Below are 19,097 nucleotides of genomic sequence, written 5' to 3' on the forward strand. Positions count from 1 at the left end.
CAGTGTCCAAACCAGACTGGAGGTGGGCGGTCGCCGGGGGAACGGCGGTGGTGCTCGCCTGCTCGGTGATCGGCGTCGTGCGGGCGTTCGCCATGGACCCCGGCATGGCGATGCCGCAACCGGCTGCGCGAATGCCGTTGCAGGGCATGCCGTTGTCGGAGATGCCGGAGATGTTCGCGGCCGCCGCGGGACTGCTGCTCGTGATCGTGGGCACGGCCCTGCGGACCGGACGCCGGCCGCAGCCGCCGCCGGACGGCAAGCGACGCCTCTTCGTCGCCGTGATCGGGACGGCCGCGCTCACCGTCGACGTCAGCAAGACCTCCACTCTCGGGTTCGTGATCCCCGGCATGCGCGGCGAGTACGGACTGGACGCGAAAACCGCGTCGTTCCTCGCTGTCGCCGGACTGACCGGCACCGCGATCGGGGCGGTCGTCTTCGGCGTCCTCGCCGACCGCTGGGGCCGCCGCGGCAGCTACCTCGTCGCGACACTGGCCTTCGCGGCGACGAGCATGTGCGGTTCGATGCCGACGTTCGCCGGCAATGTCGTGATGTGCGCGCTCATGGGCACCTCAGTCGGGGGACTGGCCCCGCTGCTGATCGTCATGCTGACCGACGCGTTGCGCAGCAGCTCGCGAAGCTCCGCGGTGCTCGCGCTTTCCGTGCTGGCCAGCGCGGTCGGCTACCTCGTCGCGGCCGGTTCGGCGCTGTGGCTCGAACCGGTCTTCGGCTGGCGGGTGCTGTGGCTGATCGGCGCGCCGACCGGGCTGGCGCTCGCGGCGCTCACGCCGTGGGTGCCGGACCGGATCGCGGCGCGGTTCGACGCCGGGACCGCCGAACCAGTGCACGTCCGCGCGCTGGGCTCCGGTCTGCAACGGGGCTACGCGTTCCTGATCGGAGTGCTCACCTTCGGGCTGACGACGTGGGTGCCGAGCCTCGCGCGGTCCGGCGGGCTCACGGTGTCCGCGGCGAATCTGTGGTTGAGCGTGGCCGCGGTGGTGATGGTGCCCTGCGCGCTGCTGCTGACCTGGTGCCACCGGAGGTTCGGCCCGGTCCGGCTGAGCGCGGGGCTGGCCGCCGCCACGGCCGTGCTGCTGCTCGTGCTGACCGGGACCGGCGCGGTGTCGTCGATCGCGTGGGTGTGCGCCGGTGCGCTGGTCGCGGCTTTGTTCTCGGTCAACACGATGGCCGCGGTGTTCCTGCCGATCGCCGCGGATCTCGCCGATCCCGCCGGCCGGGGCCGGACGACCGGTGCGGTGTCCTTGTGCAACCGGCTGGGCGGGCTCTGCGGGCCGCTGCTGATCGCGGCGTTCGTCTACTCGGCGTCGGACGTCCTGGTCGCGGTGGCGGCGCTCGCGTTGTGTTCGGCTGTGGCCGCGTGCTGGATCGGCAGACGGCAACGGATCGCGCTCCGGGAAACGGCGCGACTGGACGGAGAGGCAGGCCCCCGATGACACCGCAGATCCCGACCGAGCCGATCGGCAGCATTCCCCGGCCGGACTACCTGGTGCGCGGCTTGCGCGCGTTCGCGGAGGGGGAGATCGGGCAGCGGCGGCTGGACCAGCTTCGGGAAACCGCCCTCGCGGACACCCTGGAACGGTTCGAGGCCACCGGATCCCCGGTGGTCACCGACGGCGAGCAGGCCAAACCGAGCTTCGTGACCTATCCGCTGGACGGGCTGCATGCCCTCGCCCCGGACGGAGCGGTCATCCCCTTCGCGGACGGGCACACGCGGCAGCTGCCGCGGCTGACCGCCGGCCCGTTCGCCTACCAGGTGTACGCCGACGAATACCTGCGAGCGGCGAGGGAACGCACCCGGCGACCGGTGAAGCAAGCGGTGATCGCCCCGTCGGCGCTGAGCCTGCTCTATCCCGAGACGGGGATCGCGGGCTACTCGCGGGAAGACTTCCTCGAGGATCTCGCCTACGGGAGCGAGGCCGACATCCGGCGGTGCCTCGACGCCGGCGCGGAGACGGTTCAGCTCGATTTCACCGAAGGCAGGCTCTCCCTCAAACTTGACCCGTCCGGCGGTCTGCTGCGCTCGTTCGTCGAACTCAACAACCGGGTGCTGGACCGGTTTTCGCCCGGGGAACGGGAGCGGATCGGAGTGCACAGCTGCCCCGGCGGCGACCTCGATTCCACCCACAGCCTCGATGTCGGATACGCCGCGCTCCTCCCGGCCTTGTTCAGCCTGCGCGCCGGGAAGTTCTATGTCGCGCTCGCCGGCGAGCCCGGGCGCCGGGAGGTGCTGGCGGAGATCGCCCGGCACCGCCGGGACGGGCAGCGCGTGTTCGTCGGGGTCACGGATCCGCTCGACCCGCGCGTCGAGACCGCGGGGGAGGTGTGCGACCGGGTGCTCGAAGCGGCCGAGCATCTTCCGGTCGAGTGTCTCGGCACCTGCGACGATTGCGGATTCGCTCCCTTCGCCGACGACGCGTCGACCTCCCGCGACATCGCGTTCGGCAAGATCGCCGCGCGAGTGCGCGGAACCGCGCTGGCGGCCGACGCCCTCCGGCTGGCGTCCGGTCAGGCGTAGTCGTTTCCGGCGTACCACTCGCCGCGGCCGCCGGGGAGGAGATCGAGCACGTTCCAGACCGGGGAGAGCAGGTCGATGCCGCGCTGGCTGTCGTCGAGGAAGTTCGCCGGCAGCGAGTAGAAATGCCGCACGGCTTCGCCTTCGGCGGTGAATACGCTGATCATCGGCCGCTGGTCGCCGTTCGCGCGTTCGGCGTGGAGATCAGCGTTGAACGAAGTGCCGTGACTGGACAGGATCCGCAGCCCGGACCAGCCGCGGCGCGCCGCCCACGCCCGGAGTTTGGGCAGCGGCGCCTTGCCGATCACCGCGAAGCCGGCGTGCTGCGCGAGGTGGTGCGTCACGCCCCGGAAACCGTCTACCCACATCGAGCACATGGGGCACGCCTCGTCGTCGTCCGGGTGGAACATCAGGTGGTAGACCACGAGCGTGCGGTGCTCGCCGAACAGCTCGCGCAGGGCAGTTTCCCGCACCGGCTCCGCGCGGCCGAGATCCGCCGGGCCTTCCGCGAAGGAGTACCGGCCGAGCACGCGCCCCGGCGGCATGCGGCGCCGGGCGGCCGCGACCTCCTCGATCCGGTCGCGCAGGGCCCGCTCCGCCTTCGCCAGCTCCATGCGGGCGGCGACGTACTCCTCGCTCGCGCCCGCGGGCCACATCGGTTCGACGGTCTTCGGTTCGGCCTCGCTCATGGGTGCCGGTCTCCCCTCCGGATCGGTCGGGCGAACGGGACCACCGTAGAACCGCCCGGCCGTGCGGCTCAAGGCGCGCGGAGGCTTGTTTCTCCTAGGGAGAGCATTACTATTGGAAATTAAAGCGACCAGCCTGCGCGGAGGGAGTGCGCATGTTTGAGAGGTTCACCGACCGCGCGAGGCGGGTGGTCGTCCTGGCCCAGGAAGAGGCCCGGATGCTCAACCACAACTACATCGGCACCGAGCACATCCTTTTGGGTCTGATCCACGAGGGTGAGGGTGTCGCCGCCAAGGCGCTGGAGTCGCTGGGCATCGCCCTCGAGGGCGTGCGCCAGCAGGTCGAGGAGATCATCGGCCAGGGTCAGCAGGCGCCGAGCGGGCACATCCCGTTCACGCCGCGGGCGAAGAAGGTGCTGGAGCTGTCGCTGCGGGAGGCGCTGCAGCTGGGCCACAACTACATCGGCACGGAGCACATCCTGCTGGGCCTGATCCGCGAGGGCGAGGGTGTGGCGGCGCAGGTGCTGGTGAAGCTGGGCGCGGACCTGAACCGGGTGCGCCAGCAGGTGCTGCAGCTGCTGTCGGGCTACCAGACCGGGGAGAAGTCCACCGAGAGCGGTTCGGGCCGGGGCGAGGGCACGCCGTCGTCGTCGCTGGTGCTCGACCAGTTCGGCCGCAACATGACCGTGCTGGCCCGCGAGGGCAAGCTGGACCCGGTCATCGGGCGCGGCAAGGAGATCGAGCGGGTCATGCAGGTGCTGTCCCGCCGGACGAAGAACAACCCGGTGCTGATCGGCGAGCCGGGCGTCGGCAAGACCGCCGTCGTGGAGGGCCTGGCGCAGAGCATCGTCAAGGGCGAGGTGCCCGAGACGCTCAAGGACAAGCAGCTCTACACCCTGGACCTGGGTTCGCTGGTCGCCGGTTCGCGCTACCGCGGCGATTTCGAAGAGCGGCTGAAGAAGGTGCTCAAGGAGATCAAGACCCGCGGCGACATCATCCTGTTCATCGACGAGCTGCACACGCTCGTGGGCGCGGGCGCGGCCGAGGGCGCGATCGACGCGGCGTCGATCCTGAAGCCGATGCTGGCGCGGGGCGAGCTGCAGACGATCGGCGCGACCACGCTCGAGGAGTACCGCAAGTACATCGAGAAGGACGCGGCGCTGGAGCGCCGGTTCCAGCCGATCCAGGTGGGCGAGCCGTCGCTGGAGCACACGATCGAGATCCTGAAGGGGCTGCGCGACCGGTACGAGGCGCACCACCGCGTCTCGATCACGGATTCGGCGCTGGTCGCGGCGGCGACGCTGGCCGACCGCTACATCAACGACCGGTTCCTGCCGGACAAGGCGATCGACCTGATCGACGAGGCCGGGGCGCGGATGCGGATCCGCCGGATGACCGCTCCGCCGGACCTGCGCGAGTTCGACGAGAAGATCGCCGACGTGCGCCGGGACAAGGAGTCCGCGATCGACGCGCAGGACTTCGAGCGGGCCGCGCGGCTGCGCGACGAGGAGAAGCAGCTCCTCGGCCAGAAGGGCGAGCGCGAGAAGCAGTGGAAGGACGGCGACCTCGACGTCGTCGCCGAGGTGGACGACGAGCAGATCGCGGAGGTGCTGGCCAACTGGACCGGCATCCCGGTGTTCAAGCTCACCGAGGAGGAGACCACCCGGCTGCTGCGCATGGAGGACGAGCTCCACAAGCGCATCATCGGCCAGGAGGACGCGGTCAAGGCCGTCTCGCAGGCGATCCGCCGGACGCGGGCGGGCCTGAAGGACCCGAAGCGCCCGTCGGGGTCGTTCATCTTCGCCGGCCCGTCCGGTGTGGGTAAGACGGAGCTGTCGAAGGCGCTGGCGTCGTTCCTGTTCGGCGAGGACGACGCGCTGATCCAGATCGACATGGGCGAGTTCCACGACCGCTACACCGCCTCGCGGCTGTTCGGCGCCCCTCCGGGCTACGTCGGCTACGAGGAGGGCGGGCAGCTGACCGAGAAGGTGCGGCGCAAGCCGTTCTCGGTGGTGCTGTTCGACGAGATCGAGAAGGCGCACCAGGAGATCTACAACACGCTCCTGCAGGTGCTGGAGGACGGTCGCCTGACCGACGGGCAGGGCCGGACGGTCGATTTCAAGAACACCGTGCTGATCTTCACCTCGAACCTGGGGACCTCGGACATCTCGAAGTCCGTGAGCCTCGGCTTCTCCTCCGGAGCGGATTCGACGAACCGCTACGAGAAGATGAAGCAGAAGGTCAACGAGGAAATGAAGAAGCATTTCCGCCCGGAGTTCCTGAACCGGATCGACGACATCATCGTGTTCCACCAGCTCAACCAGGAACAGATCATCCAGATGGTGGATCTGATGATCGGCCGGGTCGAGACGCAGCTCAAGGCCAAGGACATGGAGATCGAGCTGACCGAGAAGGCGAAGGCGCTGCTGGCCAAGCGCGGCTTCGACCCGGTCCTCGGCGCCCGGCCGCTGCGCCGCACGATCCAGCGCGAGATCGAGGACCAGCTGTCGGAGAAGATCCTGTTCGGCGAGGTCGAGCCGGGCCAGATCATCGTGGTCGACGTCGAAGGCTGGAGCGGCAACACCGACGACCGCGACGACGAGGCGGACCTGGTCTTCCGGGCGGGCGGCCGGGTTGTCTCGCTGACCTGAAAATACCGGGAAACGCATTCCGCGCGACGCCTGGGCGGGCCGCGCGGAATCGTCGTGCCCGGCGGAAATCCGCGCTTCTGCGCCGGCGGCGGAAACCGAGGCGAAACTCATTGACTCAATGCTTAAGAAATATATAGTGAGATCGTCGACTCAACTACCGCACAGACGCTGGAGGTGTCTGGATTGAGTGCTCTCAAGGAGAACTACGAGTCGCTGAACCTGGAGCCGAAGCCCATCCGCCCGCACATCCTCGCCGCGGCGACCGTGGCGTTCGGGGACGACTACTACAACGGGCGCAAGGAAACGATCAACCTTTCCGGCTTCGTCCAGTTGAACAAGTGGCCGATGCCCGGCTTCGAGCACCGCGTGGACGAGAAGGGCTACGCCGAGTTCGAGACCGAGCTGATCTCCGCTCCCGAGGTCGGCATCAAGGGGTTCAGCTACGAGCTGGACGACCGCATCCAGGTGCTGTCCAACCCGTTCCTGCCCAACACCGGGCACGTGCGGCAGATCGTTCCCGGCAAGAACTTCCCCGCGGAGTTCTACATCCGGCGCTTCGGCATCCTGGAGTCGAGCACGCTGCGCCTGGCGCACCGCGACGTGATCGACATCCACGGCGTCGTGGACCGCGTGCCGCCGTTCATCAAGCCGCTGCAGAGCCCGTACCTCGGCACGCCGCGCGGCGACGGCCCGTTCGACGTCGTGCCCTCGCCGAACGTCGCGCGCGGCACCACGCTGCCCGAGGCCTGGTACCCGGCCAACGACGAGAACGAGCCGGTGGGCGACACGCCGACCATGTTCTTCCTGCCGAGCGCGGGACCGTGCATGTCGATGCTGGTCGACCCCTCGATGATCATGCAGGTCTCGCTCGAGGGCCAGGCCACGCTCGAGGTCGGCGGCAAGGAGGTCAAGATCGACCTGGCCGGCGACTACAAGAAGGCGGCGGGCAGCGAGATCCTGCTGTTCGGGCCGGACAAGCACGACCAGGGCACCGGCGTGCTGGCGCAGATCTCCCGCATCGCGGTGACCGGCCGCTGCGCCGAGCTCGGCGGCCGCGTGATGCTGCGGGTGAGCTGGCCGAAGCCGTCCGGCGGCACGCTCGGCGAAGGCAGCGAGGACAGCCTCAGCCGGGTGCGCTACCCGAGCGAACTGCACGTCGACACCGAGTTCGAACTGGTCACCGCGGACGGCGCGCTGTACGCGTCGAACCCGGTGCACGTGTTCGGCAAGATGGCCACGATGGAGGCGACCGGCACCGAACTGCAGATGAACGGGGCCGACGCCGCACTGGTCACCGTGGCCGACGAGGTCAAGGCGAGGCTGACCGGCCTCAAGCTGGTCATGCGGGACGCGTTCGTCGGCGAGCACGCGGCCGTCAACGTCTGAGCGCGCGCACTTCCCCGGGCGGGTGAAGCTCGCCGCCGCCCGCCCGGGTGGGGTAACTTGTGTTATCGATAGTGAAATCGGCACTCGTCCCTTTCCGTCGAGAAGGGGACGGGCGCCGGTGCCGGGAGGCGGCCGTGGATCAGCGATTGCTGCTCATGCACCAGGCGATGCTGGCCGATCGGCCGCGGATGCGCGCGTACGACCGGGCGCTGGCGCGGACGGTCGAACCCGGAGCGGTGGTGGCCGACGTCGGCGCGGGCACTTTGGCGTTGTCGCTGCTCGCCTTGGAACACGGGGCGGGGCACGTGTACGCCGTCGAGGCCGATCCGGAAACGGCCGCGCTCGCCGAACGGATCGTCGCCGACAACGACCTCAAGGAAAAGGTCACGCTGATCCAGGGCGACGCCCGGGTCGCGAAACTGCCGAGGAAGGCCGATGTCGTCGTCTCGGAGATGATGGGCAACCTCGGCCCGGAAGAAGACATGAGCCGGGTCCTCGAGGTCTTCGCGCGGAGGAACCTGCGCCCCGGCGGGAAGATCGTTCCGCGCGGCGTCACCACCACCCTCGCCGCGCTCGAATTCGACGACGAGGGCTGGGGGATCTGGAATTCCGGATTCCGCGGCTACCGTCTCGACGCCGTCCGCGAATTCGCCGAGCAGCGCGCGCAGCTGCATTTCTTCCAGCGGGAACCGCGGCTGCTTTCCGAAGCCGTCCCGATCGCGGACGAAGTGCGCCTCGGCATCGTCCGGTCCGGCGAACTGCACGCGGTGCTCGGCTATTTCACCGCGGACCTCGCCGAAGGCGTTTCCCTGTCGAACTTCCCGTCCTACCCCGGCTGCAACTGGGCGGTCTGGATCTGGCCGCTGCGCCACTCGCCGGTCGCCGCGGGCGATGCGGTCCGCGTGCGGGTGCGCCGCCCGGCGGAGCGCGCGCACGCGCGGCTGGCCACGGAATGGCGGCTGGACTGCGCGATTTCCCGCCGAAAGGGGGAGTGATGCCGTTCGCCGTCGGCACGGTCCGCGACCTTCCGGTGCGGGCGCTGAAACTGTGCGGGCTCACCTGGTCCGGCGAAGTGCTGTGGTTCTCCGAAGGCGTGCTGAACCGGATCACTTCGGTGGACCCGGTCAGCGGCGAGGCCGGGCAGCATCTCGCTTGTCCCGGCGTGCGCACCGACCTGACCACGATGTCCGGCCGCCTGGTCCAGGTGGCCGGGGAAGCGCGGGCGCTGCGGGTGCTCGACCCCGCCGACGGCTCGGTGGTGACCGAGCTGCGGAACCCGCGTCCGGGCGGACTGCTGTGCGGGCTGGAAGCGACCCAGCACGGGGTCTGGTTCGGCTACGAGGACCGCCGGATCGTCGATCTGCGCGACGCGGCGGACCTGTCGCTGATCGACAGCTTCCCGGTCCGCCACCCGCCGGCCGGCGTCACCGTGACGGACGACTTCCTCGCCTACGCCGACTACCGGGGCGGCACCATCAACCTCGTCGATCTCGGCAGCCGCCGCGAGGTCGCCCGGTACGACGCGCCGGGCAACCCGACCGGCCTGACCTGGGACGGCAGCCGGATCTGGTACTGCGACCACACGACGCTGCAGCTGCGGGCGATCGAACTGCCGGGCATCAGCCATGCGTGAAGCGGCGCGGTACCACGAAGCCGTCCGCGAATACCTGCTCGTCGCGCTGAGCCTCGGCGAGCTGGCCGAGGGGTTCGTCGACTGCTGGTACGGCGATCCGCGCCTGTCCCGCCGGGCGGCGGCCGAGGGCCCGGTGAATCCGGCCGATCTCGCCGCGCGGGCGGACCGGCTGCGGTCGAGGCTGCCGGACACGGACCTTTCGCTGCTCCGGCAAGGGTTCCTCGACGCGCAACTCGCGGCGATGGCGTGCACGGCGCGGCGGCTGGCCGGCGAGCCGGTCCCGTTCCGGGACGAGGTGCGGACCTGCTTCGGCGTGGACCCGGAACCCGGCGACCCGGACCGGTACGCCGACGTGCACCGGGCGATTTCGCGGCTGCTGCCCGGTTCCGGCGGACTCCGCCGGCGGATCGAGGAGTTCTACGCGCGCAATCTCGTGCCGCCGGACCGGTTCGGCCGCGCCGTGCGAGCGGTTTCGGACCAGCTCCGCGCGCGGGCCGTGCCGCTGTTCGGCCTGCCCGCCGGGGAACGGGTCGAGTACGAGATCGTCCACGACAAGCCGTGGAACGCGTTCAACCGGTACCTGGGCGGCTTCCGGTCCGCGGTCGCGCTCGACGCCGAAGCGGGCGGCACGATCGCGGCGCTGCCGCTGATCCCGGCGCACGAGTCGTATCCAGGGCACCACACCGAACATTGCCGCAAGGAAGCGGTGCTGGTGGACCAGTTCGGCTGGGACGAACACAGGGTCGCAGTGGTGAACACTCCGCAGTGCCTGGTAGCGGAAGGAACCGCCGAACTCGGGGTGCGCGTTCTGCTCGGGACCGGCTGGGGAGAGTGGACCGCGGAACTCCTTGCGGCGGAACGGATCACGATCGACGGCGCGCTTGTCGAGGCCGTGACGGACCTCGTCCGGCAGTTGCTGCCGGTGCGACAGGACGCCGCCGTCCTGCTGCACGACCGCGGCGCCGATCCGGACGACGTGACCGGCTATCTCGAACGCTGGCTGCTGCTGCCCGCGGATCGCGCCGCGCGACTGGCCCGGTTCGCGGCGGACCCGCTCTGGCGCGCCTACTCCGTCACGTACCCGGAGGGATCGCGGCTGGTCGCGGCGTGGCTGGCCGCCCGGCCGCCGGAAGTCTCGCCGGCCGAACGGTTCCGGATCCTGCTCGACGAGGCCGTGCTGCCGTCTCGGCTGGCCGCGGAAGCGGCCGCGGCCGGGTGCTCGCCGGTCAGTCCTTCGACCGTTCGGCGGTGATCCGCGTGTTCGCTCGCTGCCGATTCGCCCGGGCCGTCAAGGGCACTTGATGCCGGGCCGTCCCGCGAACCGCGGCAGGGGGCGGACCGCGACCCGCGAGATGTGCCGGTCGCGACCCTCCATAATGGACTGGACGGTCCTACCCGGCGCACCCCGGATCAGCTCGGCGCGACAGCCGGGGGCCAGGCCGCCTTGACTGGCACCCCGCGGGTTGCCTAATGTCGAGTTCGTGACTGCACCTTTGCCCGGCGGGTAACGAGATGGACGACGTTTTCAGGGCGCTCGCGGATCCGAGCAGGCGGCGCCTGCTCGACCGGCTGAACCACCGGAACGGGCAGAACCTCCGCGAACTGTGCGACGGCCTCGGGATGAGCAGGCAGGCGGTCACCAAGCACCTGCTGGTGCTGCAGGAAACGAACCTCGTGACGACCGCGCGCCGGGGCCGCGAGAAGCTGCACTATCTCAATGTCGCCCCCATCAACGACATCGCCGAGCGCTGGATCGACCGGTACGACCGGGAGCGGGCCGGTCTGCTGTCCGACCTCAAACGCGCGCTGGAAGGAAACCGCATGCCGCAAGACCCGTTCGTCTACGTCACCTACATCGAGACCACTCCGGAACAGTTGTGGCAGGCGTTGACGACTCCCGCCTTCATCGCCCGGTATTTCCAGGGCGGTCCCGAATCGTCGTGGACCGAGGGAGCGCCGGTGCGGTGGCGGACGTCCCCCGGCGGGGAGCCGGCGGACCTCGGGCAGCGCGTGCTCGTGGCCGAGCCGTGCCGCAGGCTCGCCTACACCTGGCACAACTATCCGCCGGAGGCGGCCGAAGCGTTCGGCTGGTCCGAAGAGGCGTTCGCGCGGCGGCGGCGCGAAGCGATCACCCAGGTCACCTTCGACCTCGAACCGGTCGGTTCCGCCGTGCGGCTGACCGTGACGCACGACGGATTCGAAGGCCGGACCGCGATGTACGAATCGGTCAGCAAGGGCTGGCCGGAAATCGTCTCGAACCTCAAGACGCTGCTGGAGACCGGCGACACGCTGTCGCTGCCCGCCGACAGCCGGACGATCGAAGCCGCTGCGCGCGAGAGGTGAAGGCGCTCGGCCGCCTCATCGCTCGGCGCGGATGAGCAGGTTGCCGCTCGGCATGGCGACGACGCCGTCCGCGGCCGCGTAGGGCTCGGCGGCTTCGGCCACGGCGTCCCAGATCTCCGGAGCGTCCTCGTCGCCGAACGTCTCGCGAATCATGCCGAGCATCCCCGGCGGCGTGATGGCACGGGTGAATTCAACGTAACGGCGCGTCGAGGCGAGCCGGAACCGCACGACGGTCCCGGACACCGAGACGGCGCGGAACCCGGCCGCGACCAGCTGCTCGCGCACCTCGCCGGCATCCGCCATCGCGAACGGCCCCGGCGCGCCGGCCGGCGGGGCGGCCAGGCCGAGCTTCGCGGCGAACACGGCGCCGCCGAGCGCCATCATCGGCGCGGACTCCGCCGGGCCCCAGACCGCGGCGGCCAGCACCCCGCCCGGCGAGAGGAGTTCGCGCAGCGAACGAAACAGCTTGCCCGGTTCCGCCGAGAACATCAGGCCCCAGCGGCTCAGCGCCACGTCGAACGAGGCCGGCGGCAGGTCGAGCGCGTCGAGGTCGGCCTCGGCGAACTCGATCCCGGTGCGACCGCCCGCCCGCTTCCGCGCGGCGGCGACCATGCCGGGAGCGAGGTCGATGCCGAGCACCCGCCCCTCCGGTCCGGCGAGACCGGCGGCGGCCAACGCGAGATCCCCGGCTCCGCACGCGAGATCGAGCACCCGGTGCCCGGCCCGGACATCCCCGAGCCCCAACAGCTTCTCGCTCAATTCCGCCGCGCCCTCGGCGAATTCGGGCGGCAGCGCGCTCCAGTTGTCCGTGACCGTGTCCCAGAACGATCGCTGAGCGTTCTTGAACTTCACGATGTCGAACCCCGGTGCGGACATGACGCGTTCCCTTCGGGCCGTGGAGCCGCTTAAACTATACGTTAAGTAAGTTAGCTGGGTGTCGCGAGATTGACGGTCGACGGTTCCCGCTCACGGCAACAGGCATTCGTGGCGGCGATAACGCACGCGACCGGCGAACGGCTGCACCTAAATGAAGCGAGAGCACGTTCGCGGGCACGAGTCGGCCATCGGGAGGATAGGCAACCTGCAGGTTGCGTGAAATGCCGGGCGTGTGCCACGCTGGGGTCCCCACACACGGAAGGCATCCACCATGGACAACAACCGGATCGAACGCGAAATCGTGGTCGAGGCTCCGCCGGAGCGGGTCTGGTCGCTGGTGGCGCGGCCGGGTTTCTGGGTTGCGGACCTGCCGGACGCGGAATGCGAGCTGAAGCCTGGCGCGCTGGCCGTGCCGAGGCACGAGGAGCGAGGGTCGTTCCCCGTGCGGGTCGAGCACGTACGGCCGGAGACCGAGGTCTCGTACCGGTGGGCGAGCACGTTTCCCGGCGAGGAGCCGCGCGAGGGGAACTCCACGCTGATCGAAATCACCGTGCTGCGCGAACGCGAGCACACCCGCGTTCGCGTCGTGGAGAGCGGGTTCGCCGAGCTGGACAGCGAGGAAGACCGCCGCCTCGAATCGCTGCGGGGCAACATCGAAGGGTGGGACCACGAGCTCGGCGCGCTGCGCGAGCGCGCGGAGCAACCGGTCGCGTGAGCGGCGGGACAGGCGTGGCGCGGACGGAGGCGGACGGCACGCGGCTGGGCGGCCCGCTGATCCGGCTCGCCTTGGTCATGCTGCTCGGCGGGTTCCTGCCGATGGTCGACGCGACCATCGTCAATGTCGGCATGAACAGCTTCGCCGGCCACTTCGAGGTCGCGCTCACCACGATCGAATGGGTCACCACCGGCTACCTGCTCGCCGTGTCGGTGTCGGCGCCGGTCGCGGGCTGGGCCGTCGACCGCTTCGGAGGGAAGGCGGTGTGGCTGCTGGCGCTCGGGCTGTTCCTCGGCGGATCCGCGCTGTGCGCGTCGGCGTGGTCGCCCGGCGCCCTGATCGGTTTCCGGGTGCTGCAAGGGTTCGGCGGCGGGATGCTGGAGCCGGTCATGATGACGGTGCTCGGCCGGGAGGCGGGACAGCGGCGGGCGGGCAAGCTGGTCGGGCTGCTCGCGCTCGTGCTGAACCTGGGCCCGGTGCTCGGCCCGGTCGTCGGCGGCCTGCTCCTGCAGTATCTCGGCTGGCAGTGGCTGTTCCTGGTCAATCTGCCGCTCGGGCTGGCCGCGTTCGTGCTGGCACTGCCGCTGGTGCCGGCCGGGCATCCGGAGGCGGACCGGCGTCCGGTCGACATCGCGGGCATCGCGTTGCTGTGCCCGGGGTTCGCGGCCGTCGAGTACGGCCTGGCGCAAGCCGCGGGCGGCGGGTTCGGCGCGACGCCGGTCGTCGCCGGTCTCGTCCTCGGCGTTCTGCTTCTCGGCGGGTACGCGGCGCACGCGCTGCGCGCCGCGAATCCGCTGATCGACATCCGGCTGTTCGCCAGCCGCGGGTTCGCCGCCAGCGTCGTGGTGATCTTCCTGGCCGGCGGCGCGTTGTTCGGCGCGTTGTTCCTGATCCCGCTGTACTACCAGCAGGTGCGCCAGCACGGCCTAGTGGAGACCGGGCTGCTGCTGGCCCCGCTCGGGCTGGGCACGCTGCTGAGCATGCCGGTCGCGGCGAAACTGTCCGAAAAGGCGGGCGCGAACAGGCTGGTCCCGCTCGGCGGGGTGCTGGTGGTCGCCTGCATCGGCGTCTACACCCAGGCGGGAACGACGACGAACGAGGCGTGGCTCGCCGCGTGCCTGTTCGTCTTCGGCATCGGGTTCGGCCTGGTCGGCGCTCCCACGGTAGCCTCGATTTTCCGTTCGGTGCCGCCGAAATCGGTTTCGAGCGCGACCGGCTCGCTGTTCGTGGTCAACCAGATCGGCGCGTCGCTGACGGTCGCGGTCGTGGCCTTGGTGGTGCAGCACGGCAAGGCGACGGGCAGCGAGACGGCGGTTTCGGGCACCTTCGGCGCCGCGTTCTGGTGGATGTGCGGCCTCGCCGCGGTCGGTGCGGTGTGCGGGCTCGGGCTGCCGGGCCGGCCGGCGGCGCCCGAGACGGCCGCGGAAGCACCGGAAACCGCCCGGCAGCCGTGATCCGGCGGGTCACCGGGACGGTGCGAGGCGTACCCGCGAAAGGTCGAGGGTGTAGCCGGCGGCGGGCAGGACGCCGTCCGGCCGCACCCTGTCCGCGTGCAGTTGCGGCGAACGCGGTTTCCGGAACAGCAGCGGGACGACCGCGACGTCCGCGAGCACCCGGCGCTCGGCGGCCTGCCAGTGCTCCCGTGCTCGCGCCGGTTCCGCGACCGCGCTGAGCGCCTGGTCGACAAGGCGGTCGAAGGCGGGTTCGCTGTAGAGACCGTGGTTCCCGGTGCCGGGCGAGTCGTTGGTCTCGAACATCGTCTGCAAGAAGACGCGGCTGCCGGCGCCGGGCCACGCGGGAGCGCGGGACGCGAGCGCGAGGTCCCAGCGGCCGGCGCGGGCCTCGTCCGGGTTGCCGAGCAGGCGGAGGAAATCGTGGTTCGGCAAGGCATCCCACTCGACAGCGATGCCCACAGCGGCGAGATCGTGCGCACAGGAGCGCGCGATCGCCATCGACAGCGGATCGTCGGAGTGGACGCCGCGCAGGGACAGACGTTCGCCGCGGGAAGCCGCGGCGAGCGCGGCACGGCTCTTTTCGGCGTCGCCGCGAGCGCCAGGCGACCCCTGCGGGTCCGGCTCGTGGCGAATGCCGTCGCCGGGAGGCACGACCCGGTCCGCGATCAGCGCGGCGGTGCCGGGGCGGTGCTTGTCGTGAATGTCGAGCACGGCGGTCTTGTCGAGGGCGCACGCGATGGCGAACCGCACGCCCCGCTCGCGAATCGCGCCGCCGGAGTTCGGGCTGCGCAGGTTGAAAACCAGGTACGGGTCCAGCGCGTAGCCCGGTTCGGCGTCGATCGTCCTCGACGGGTCGGCAGCCGCACCGTCCCACGCCAGATCCGCGGTCCCGGACCGGATGCGGGCCTCGATCTCGGCGGGCGCGGCGCGCTCGGACACGACCTCGAGCACGTCGACGCCTTGGCCGCGGATCGGGTCGGTTTCCGGTGCCCAGCGGGGATTCCGGCCGAGGCGGATCCGTTCGCCGGGCCGGAACTCCACTACGCGGTAAGGGCCGTTGGAGCGGAGGTGGCACCGCAGTCCGGGGCTACCCGGGACGTAAGCGTCGTACTCCGCGGGAGCCGGTGCGGCGCACGGCAGCGCCATCAGGTGCGCGAAGTCGAGCGCGGGCCTGGTCAGCTCGATCACGAGGCTCTCGTCGTCAAGCGCGAACACGCCGGGGATGTCGTGGCTGTTCTGGTAATCGGCGAGATCGCGTGCGGTGGGGTCGCCCGGACCGAACGCGTCGCGGTACCCGGCGCAGAACTCCGCCATGCCGCGGATCGTGCTCGTGAAGCAGGGCAGCGCGGCCGGCCGGTGCACGGGATTGCCGAGTCTCTTCAGCCCGCGGACCACGTCGTGCGAGGTGACCGGGCGGGGCGGGACGGTGTCCCAGAAGACTCCGGGACGCAGGTGGACGACGTTGTTGACGTGCCGCGCCCCCATCCCGGTGTTGTACGTGGACGGGATGTCCGCGGCCAGGTCCGGCAGCGGCGCGATCGCCTGCCAGTTCCGGAGATCCGGTTCGGCGCGGTAGCCGAACAGGCAGCGGGCGAACAGCCGGGTGAGCTGGCGGGTGCTGTCGTGGTGCGCGGTCGCCGGATCCAGGTCGTCCACAACGGACGGTCCGACGAGGCGCAACGTCGCGGAGCCGGTCACGAGAGCTCGTCCGCGAGCCGGGCCATCACCGCGACCGCCCGGTCGATCTCGGCGCGGGTGTTGAACAGATGGGTCGTGATCCGCGCGGCGTAATGCTGGTGCGGGGAACCGGGAACGTCGAACTCGGTCCACCGGGTCCAGATCCGGTGCTCCTGTTCGAGCCGGTCGGTGAAGGCCGCGAACTTCTTGATGTTCCACGCGGATTCGCGGTCGCGGAACGGGTGGAAGGCGATCAGCGGCGACCGCAGGCGCTTGTCCGCCCCCGGCGAATACAGGGCGTCCTGGCCGAACGTCTCCGCGAGACGGCCGCGCGCGTAGTCGGCGAGGTCCATGATGTGGCGTTCGATCCTGGCTCGGCCGATGTCGTCGAACAGTTCGCACGCCTTGGCGAGCGCCGCGCCCCTGGCGATGCTCGCGCTGCCCGCGACCTGGACGTAGAGAGCCGTGTCGTCGCTGGCGACCGAGGTCGTGGTGCGCGGAGGCGGGCTGCCGACGATGGGGTACCAGGTCGAGATGACCGGCCAGAACGTCGGCAGCGGGAGCGGGTTGTGCTCCGGGAAGACTTTGTTGCGCAGGTACAGCAGGCCGGTGCCGAGCGGGCCGCACTGGAATTTCGAGCCGGAGCAGGCCATGAAGTCGACCCCGAGTTCGCGCAGGTTGCAGTCGAGCATGCCCGGCAGCAACGCGCCGTCGACCACGGTGGTCAATCCGTGCCGCTGCGCGAGTTCGCACAGCGCGCGCATCGGCATCAGGGTTCCGGTGAACAGGGTGACCGCCGCGAACGACAGCACCTTCGTCCTCTGCGTGATCGCCTCCGCGAACAGTTCGACGATCTCTTCGGCACGGACGTCGTACCCGGTCGGCGGGGTGATCACCTTGACCCGGACGCCGAAGCGGTTGCGGAGCAGGTTGAAGTTGGACAGCACGGAATAGCACTCGTGGCTGGTGGTGACGACCTCGTCGCCCTCGCGCAGATCGAGACCCTGGATGATGCGCGCGACGCCTTCGGTCGCGTTGTGGCAGATGACCATCTCGTCGAGGTCCACGCCGAACGCGCGCGCGATGGCGGTGCGGTGCTCGACGTAGCCGGAGGGCTTGTAGACGTCCGCCAGCCCGCCGGTCCATTCCCGCGTGACCCGGTCGACGGTGTCGAGCACCTCGTAGGGCATCGCGCCGACCGTGCCGGTGTTGAGGTGGATGGTCGCGGGATCGAGCGCGAAGAGCTTCCGGATGTCCTCCCACGAGGCGGTCCGAAGCGGCGGGAGCTGGGCCGCCGTGACCGGTCGGCCGGATTCCAGGAGCTGGCTCACGAGTACTCCCTCGTTCGGATGCGGAAACGCCGATAATACTTTAAAAACAGATGGTAAGGTAAGAGCCGGGGTCGGCGGCCGAGGGGAGTCCGGCATGGAGAGCGCGAGACCGGTCCGCGGCGGCACGCTGCGGTACTTCGGTTCCGGCGGAATGGACCACATCGATCCGGCGTGCGCCTACTACGCTTTCGACCACCAGATCATCCGGCTGTTCGCCCGGCAGCTGTTCAGCTACCCCACCACGCTCGACGAGACGGCGCTGCGCCCGGTGCCGGACGTCGCGGCCGAGATGCCGACGACCGCCAACGGCGGCGTGAGCGAGGACGGGCGCACGTACGTGATCCGGCTGCGCCCCGGCGTGTGCTGGGACACCGATCCGGTGCGCGAAGTCACCGCCGCCGATTTCGTCCGCGGGTTCAAGCGGATGTGCAACCCGGTCGCCGGGGCCGGCGCGGTCGCGTACTACACCAGCACGATCAAGGGAATGGCCGAGTTCGCCGAGGGCTACCGCGCGGCGTTCGCGGACGTCCCGCACCCCGCGGCGGCACAGCTGGCCGAGTACCAGAACTCCCACGAGATCTCCGGGCTCGCCGCGGAAGGGCCGCGGGTCCTGCGGATCGACCTGATCCGCCCGGCCAACGACATGCTGAACATCCTGTCGATGATGTTCGCCTCGGCCGCGCCGGCCGAGTACGACCGGTTCGTGCCCGGCAGCCCGGAGATGGCCGGTGCGCTGCGCTCGAACGGACCGTACCGGGTCACGGCGTACGAGCCGGGCCGGCGCCTGTCGATGGCCCGCAATCCCGCCTGGAGCCAGGAAACCGACTCGGTGCGCCACCAGTACGTGGAACGCATCGAGGTGGAGATGGCGCAGGTGGACGACAGCGAGGTGCGGCGCCGGATCGAGACCGGCGAGGCGGACCTGTCGTGGGGTTCCCCGGTGATCAGCAAGGACCGGCGGGTGCTGGACGCGGACCGGCACCTCGGCTACGCGCTGAACCCGTACCTGGTGTTCAATCTGCGCAGCCCCAACTCCGGCGGCGCGGTGCGGAAGCTGGGGGTGCGGCGGGCGATCGCCTACGCGGTCGACAAGGCCGCCAAGGTGAAGTTCTTCGACGAGATGAACGTCGGCACGGTCACCGAGCCCGCGCACACCGCGATCCCGCGCGGGAACTTCGGGTACCGCCCCTACAACCGCTATCCCACGCCCGGCGACCGGGGCGACCCCGAGCGGAGCCGCCGCCTGCTCGCCGAGGCCGGTTATCCGGACGGCGTCCGGCTCAGAGCCGTGTACCGCGACGACGCCGTGCACGCCGAAATCGCCGAGTCCTACGCGGAGGACCTGGCGGCCGCGGGCATCACGGTGGACCTGGTGCTGGTCGGCCAGTCGGACGACTTCTACCGGATCCTGCAGGACCCGGCCATGGCCGAAGCGGGGGAGTGGGACCTCGCCGCGGCGGCGTGGACCCCGGACTGGTTCGGCAACAACGGCCGCGCCTACGTGCAGCCGATGTTCCAGTCGAATTTCGCCGCGGGCACCACGAACTACGGCGACTACCGCAACCCGGCGGTCGACCGGTTGATCGAGGAGGCGCTGTCGGAACCGGATCCGGCGCGCGCGGAAAGCCTGTGGCACCAGGTGGACCGACAGGTGCTGGAGGACGTCGCGATCGTTCCGGTGATGGCCTGCGAGCCGACCATCCCGCACATGACGAGCCCGCGCGTGCGCAACGCGCTGCCCATGCCGCAGATCGACCGATGGCTCGACGCGGCGAATCTCTGGCTTGATCCGCCGGACTGAAGGGCGGCCAGGAA

The 19,097-nt window shown here is 70.3% G+C and carries 15 protein-coding genes; 11 read left to right on the forward strand and 4 right to left on the reverse strand.

Annotated elements, in window-relative coordinates; genetic code table 11:
• The first annotated feature begins 2 nt into the window (after window positions 1-2).
• Together CU254_RS17285 and CU254_RS17290 are read left to right on the forward strand one after the other, a co-directional pair.
• Complete coding sequence (locus tag CU254_RS17285) at window positions 3-1,451, forward strand: MFS transporter (protein WP_009077839.1); 1,449 nt, start codon at window positions 3-5, stop codon at window positions 1,449-1,451.
• On the forward strand, window positions 1,448-2,533 hold the full coding sequence (locus CU254_RS17290; protein ID WP_009077842.1) for a cobalamin-independent methionine synthase II family protein: 1,086 nt from the start codon (window positions 1,448-1,450) through the stop codon (window positions 2,531-2,533). Before CU254_RS17285 ends, CU254_RS17290 begins: the two co-directional genes overlap by 4 nt.
• Here CU254_RS17290 and CU254_RS17295 read toward each other — a convergent pair.
• Complete coding sequence (locus CU254_RS17295) at window positions 2,524-3,219, reverse strand: DUF899 family protein (protein ID WP_037713966.1); 696 nt, start codon at window positions 3,217-3,219, stop codon at window positions 2,524-2,526. The two genes, CU254_RS17290 and CU254_RS17295, sit on opposite strands and share 10 nt — an antisense overlap.
• 152 nt (window positions 3,220-3,371) lie before the next feature.
• On the opposite strand from CU254_RS17295, the gene CU254_RS17300 reads away from it, so the two are divergent.
• The 6 genes from CU254_RS17300 to CU254_RS17325 all read left to right on the forward strand — a co-directional run bounded on the left by CU254_RS17300 (window position 3,372) and on the right by CU254_RS17325 (window position 11,229).
• Window positions 3,372-5,867, forward strand: coding sequence for an ATP-dependent Clp protease ATP-binding subunit (locus CU254_RS17300; RefSeq protein ID WP_009077846.1), 2,496 nt, complete (start codon window positions 3,372-3,374; stop codon window positions 5,865-5,867).
• Window positions 5,868-6,041: 174 nt separating this feature from the next.
• A complete protein-coding gene (locus CU254_RS17305) occupies window positions 6,042-7,253 on the forward strand; it encodes a DUF6004 family protein (protein ID WP_234392835.1) in 1,212 nt (403 codons plus the stop codon).
• A 134-nt stretch (window positions 7,254-7,387) separates the two neighbouring features.
• Window positions 7,388-8,248, forward strand: a complete 861-nt coding sequence (locus tag CU254_RS17310; RefSeq protein ID WP_009077850.1) for a methyltransferase domain-containing protein — start codon at window positions 7,388-7,390, stop codon at window positions 8,246-8,248.
• Window positions 8,248-8,886, forward strand: a complete 639-nt coding sequence (locus CU254_RS17315) for a hypothetical protein (RefSeq protein ID WP_009077853.1) — start codon at window positions 8,248-8,250, stop codon at window positions 8,884-8,886. Before CU254_RS17310 ends, CU254_RS17315 begins: the two co-directional genes overlap by 1 nt.
• Window positions 8,879-10,138 (forward strand): hypothetical protein, encoded by a 1,260-nt coding sequence (locus CU254_RS17320; RefSeq protein ID WP_009077855.1) that lies wholly within the window; start codon window positions 8,879-8,881, stop codon window positions 10,136-10,138. Before CU254_RS17315 ends, CU254_RS17320 begins: the two co-directional genes overlap by 8 nt.
• A 260-nt stretch (window positions 10,139-10,398) precedes the next feature.
• On the forward strand, window positions 10,399-11,229 hold the full coding sequence (locus tag CU254_RS17325; RefSeq protein ID WP_009077857.1) for a metalloregulator ArsR/SmtB family transcription factor: 831 nt from the start codon (window positions 10,399-10,401) through the stop codon (window positions 11,227-11,229).
• A gap of 15 nt (window positions 11,230-11,244) precedes the next feature.
• Here the strand turns inward: CU254_RS17325 and CU254_RS17330 are convergent, their stop codons facing one another.
• Window positions 11,245-12,105, reverse strand: coding sequence for a class I SAM-dependent methyltransferase (locus CU254_RS17330; protein WP_009077858.1), 861 nt, complete (start codon window positions 12,103-12,105; stop codon window positions 11,245-11,247).
• 271 nt (window positions 12,106-12,376) lie between these two features.
• Between CU254_RS17330 and CU254_RS17335 the strand changes: the two genes are divergently transcribed.
• On the forward strand, window positions 12,377-12,820 hold the full coding sequence (locus CU254_RS17335) for an SRPBCC domain-containing protein (protein WP_009077860.1): 444 nt from the start codon (window positions 12,377-12,379) through the stop codon (window positions 12,818-12,820).
• The gene (locus CU254_RS17340; RefSeq protein WP_009077862.1) at window positions 12,817-14,274 is read left to right on the forward strand and encodes a DHA2 family efflux MFS transporter permease subunit; all 1,458 of its coding nucleotides are present in this window, start codon (window positions 12,817-12,819) and stop codon (window positions 14,272-14,274) included. The genes CU254_RS17335 and CU254_RS17340 overlap by 4 nt, the downstream gene beginning before the upstream one ends.
• A gap of 9 nt (window positions 14,275-14,283) precedes the next feature.
• Here the strand turns inward: CU254_RS17340 and CU254_RS17345 are convergent, their stop codons facing one another.
• Both CU254_RS17345 and CU254_RS17350 read right to left on the reverse strand, forming a co-directional pair.
• Window positions 14,284-15,972: an ABC transporter substrate-binding protein gene (locus CU254_RS17345; RefSeq protein ID WP_009077863.1), complete on the reverse strand. Its 1,689-nt coding sequence runs from the start codon at window positions 15,970-15,972 to the stop codon at window positions 14,284-14,286.
• Entirely contained in the window at window positions 15,969-17,282 is a 1,314-nt protein-coding gene (locus CU254_RS17350; RefSeq protein WP_009077865.1) for an aminotransferase class V-fold PLP-dependent enzyme, read from the reverse strand. Before CU254_RS17350 ends, CU254_RS17345 begins: the two co-directional genes overlap by 4 nt.
• 94 nt (window positions 17,283-17,376) lie before the next feature.
• Between CU254_RS17350 and CU254_RS17355 the strand changes: the two genes are divergently transcribed.
• On the forward strand, window positions 17,377-19,083 hold the full coding sequence (locus CU254_RS17355) for an ABC transporter substrate-binding protein (RefSeq protein ID WP_009077867.1): 1,707 nt from the start codon (window positions 17,377-17,379) through the stop codon (window positions 19,081-19,083).
• The last annotated feature ends 14 nt before the right edge of the window (window positions 19,084-19,097 follow it).

Origin of the sequence: Amycolatopsis sp. AA4 (assembly GCF_002796545.1) — a bacterium.
Classification (GTDB): Bacteria; Actinomycetota; Actinomycetes; order Mycobacteriales; family Pseudonocardiaceae; genus Amycolatopsis.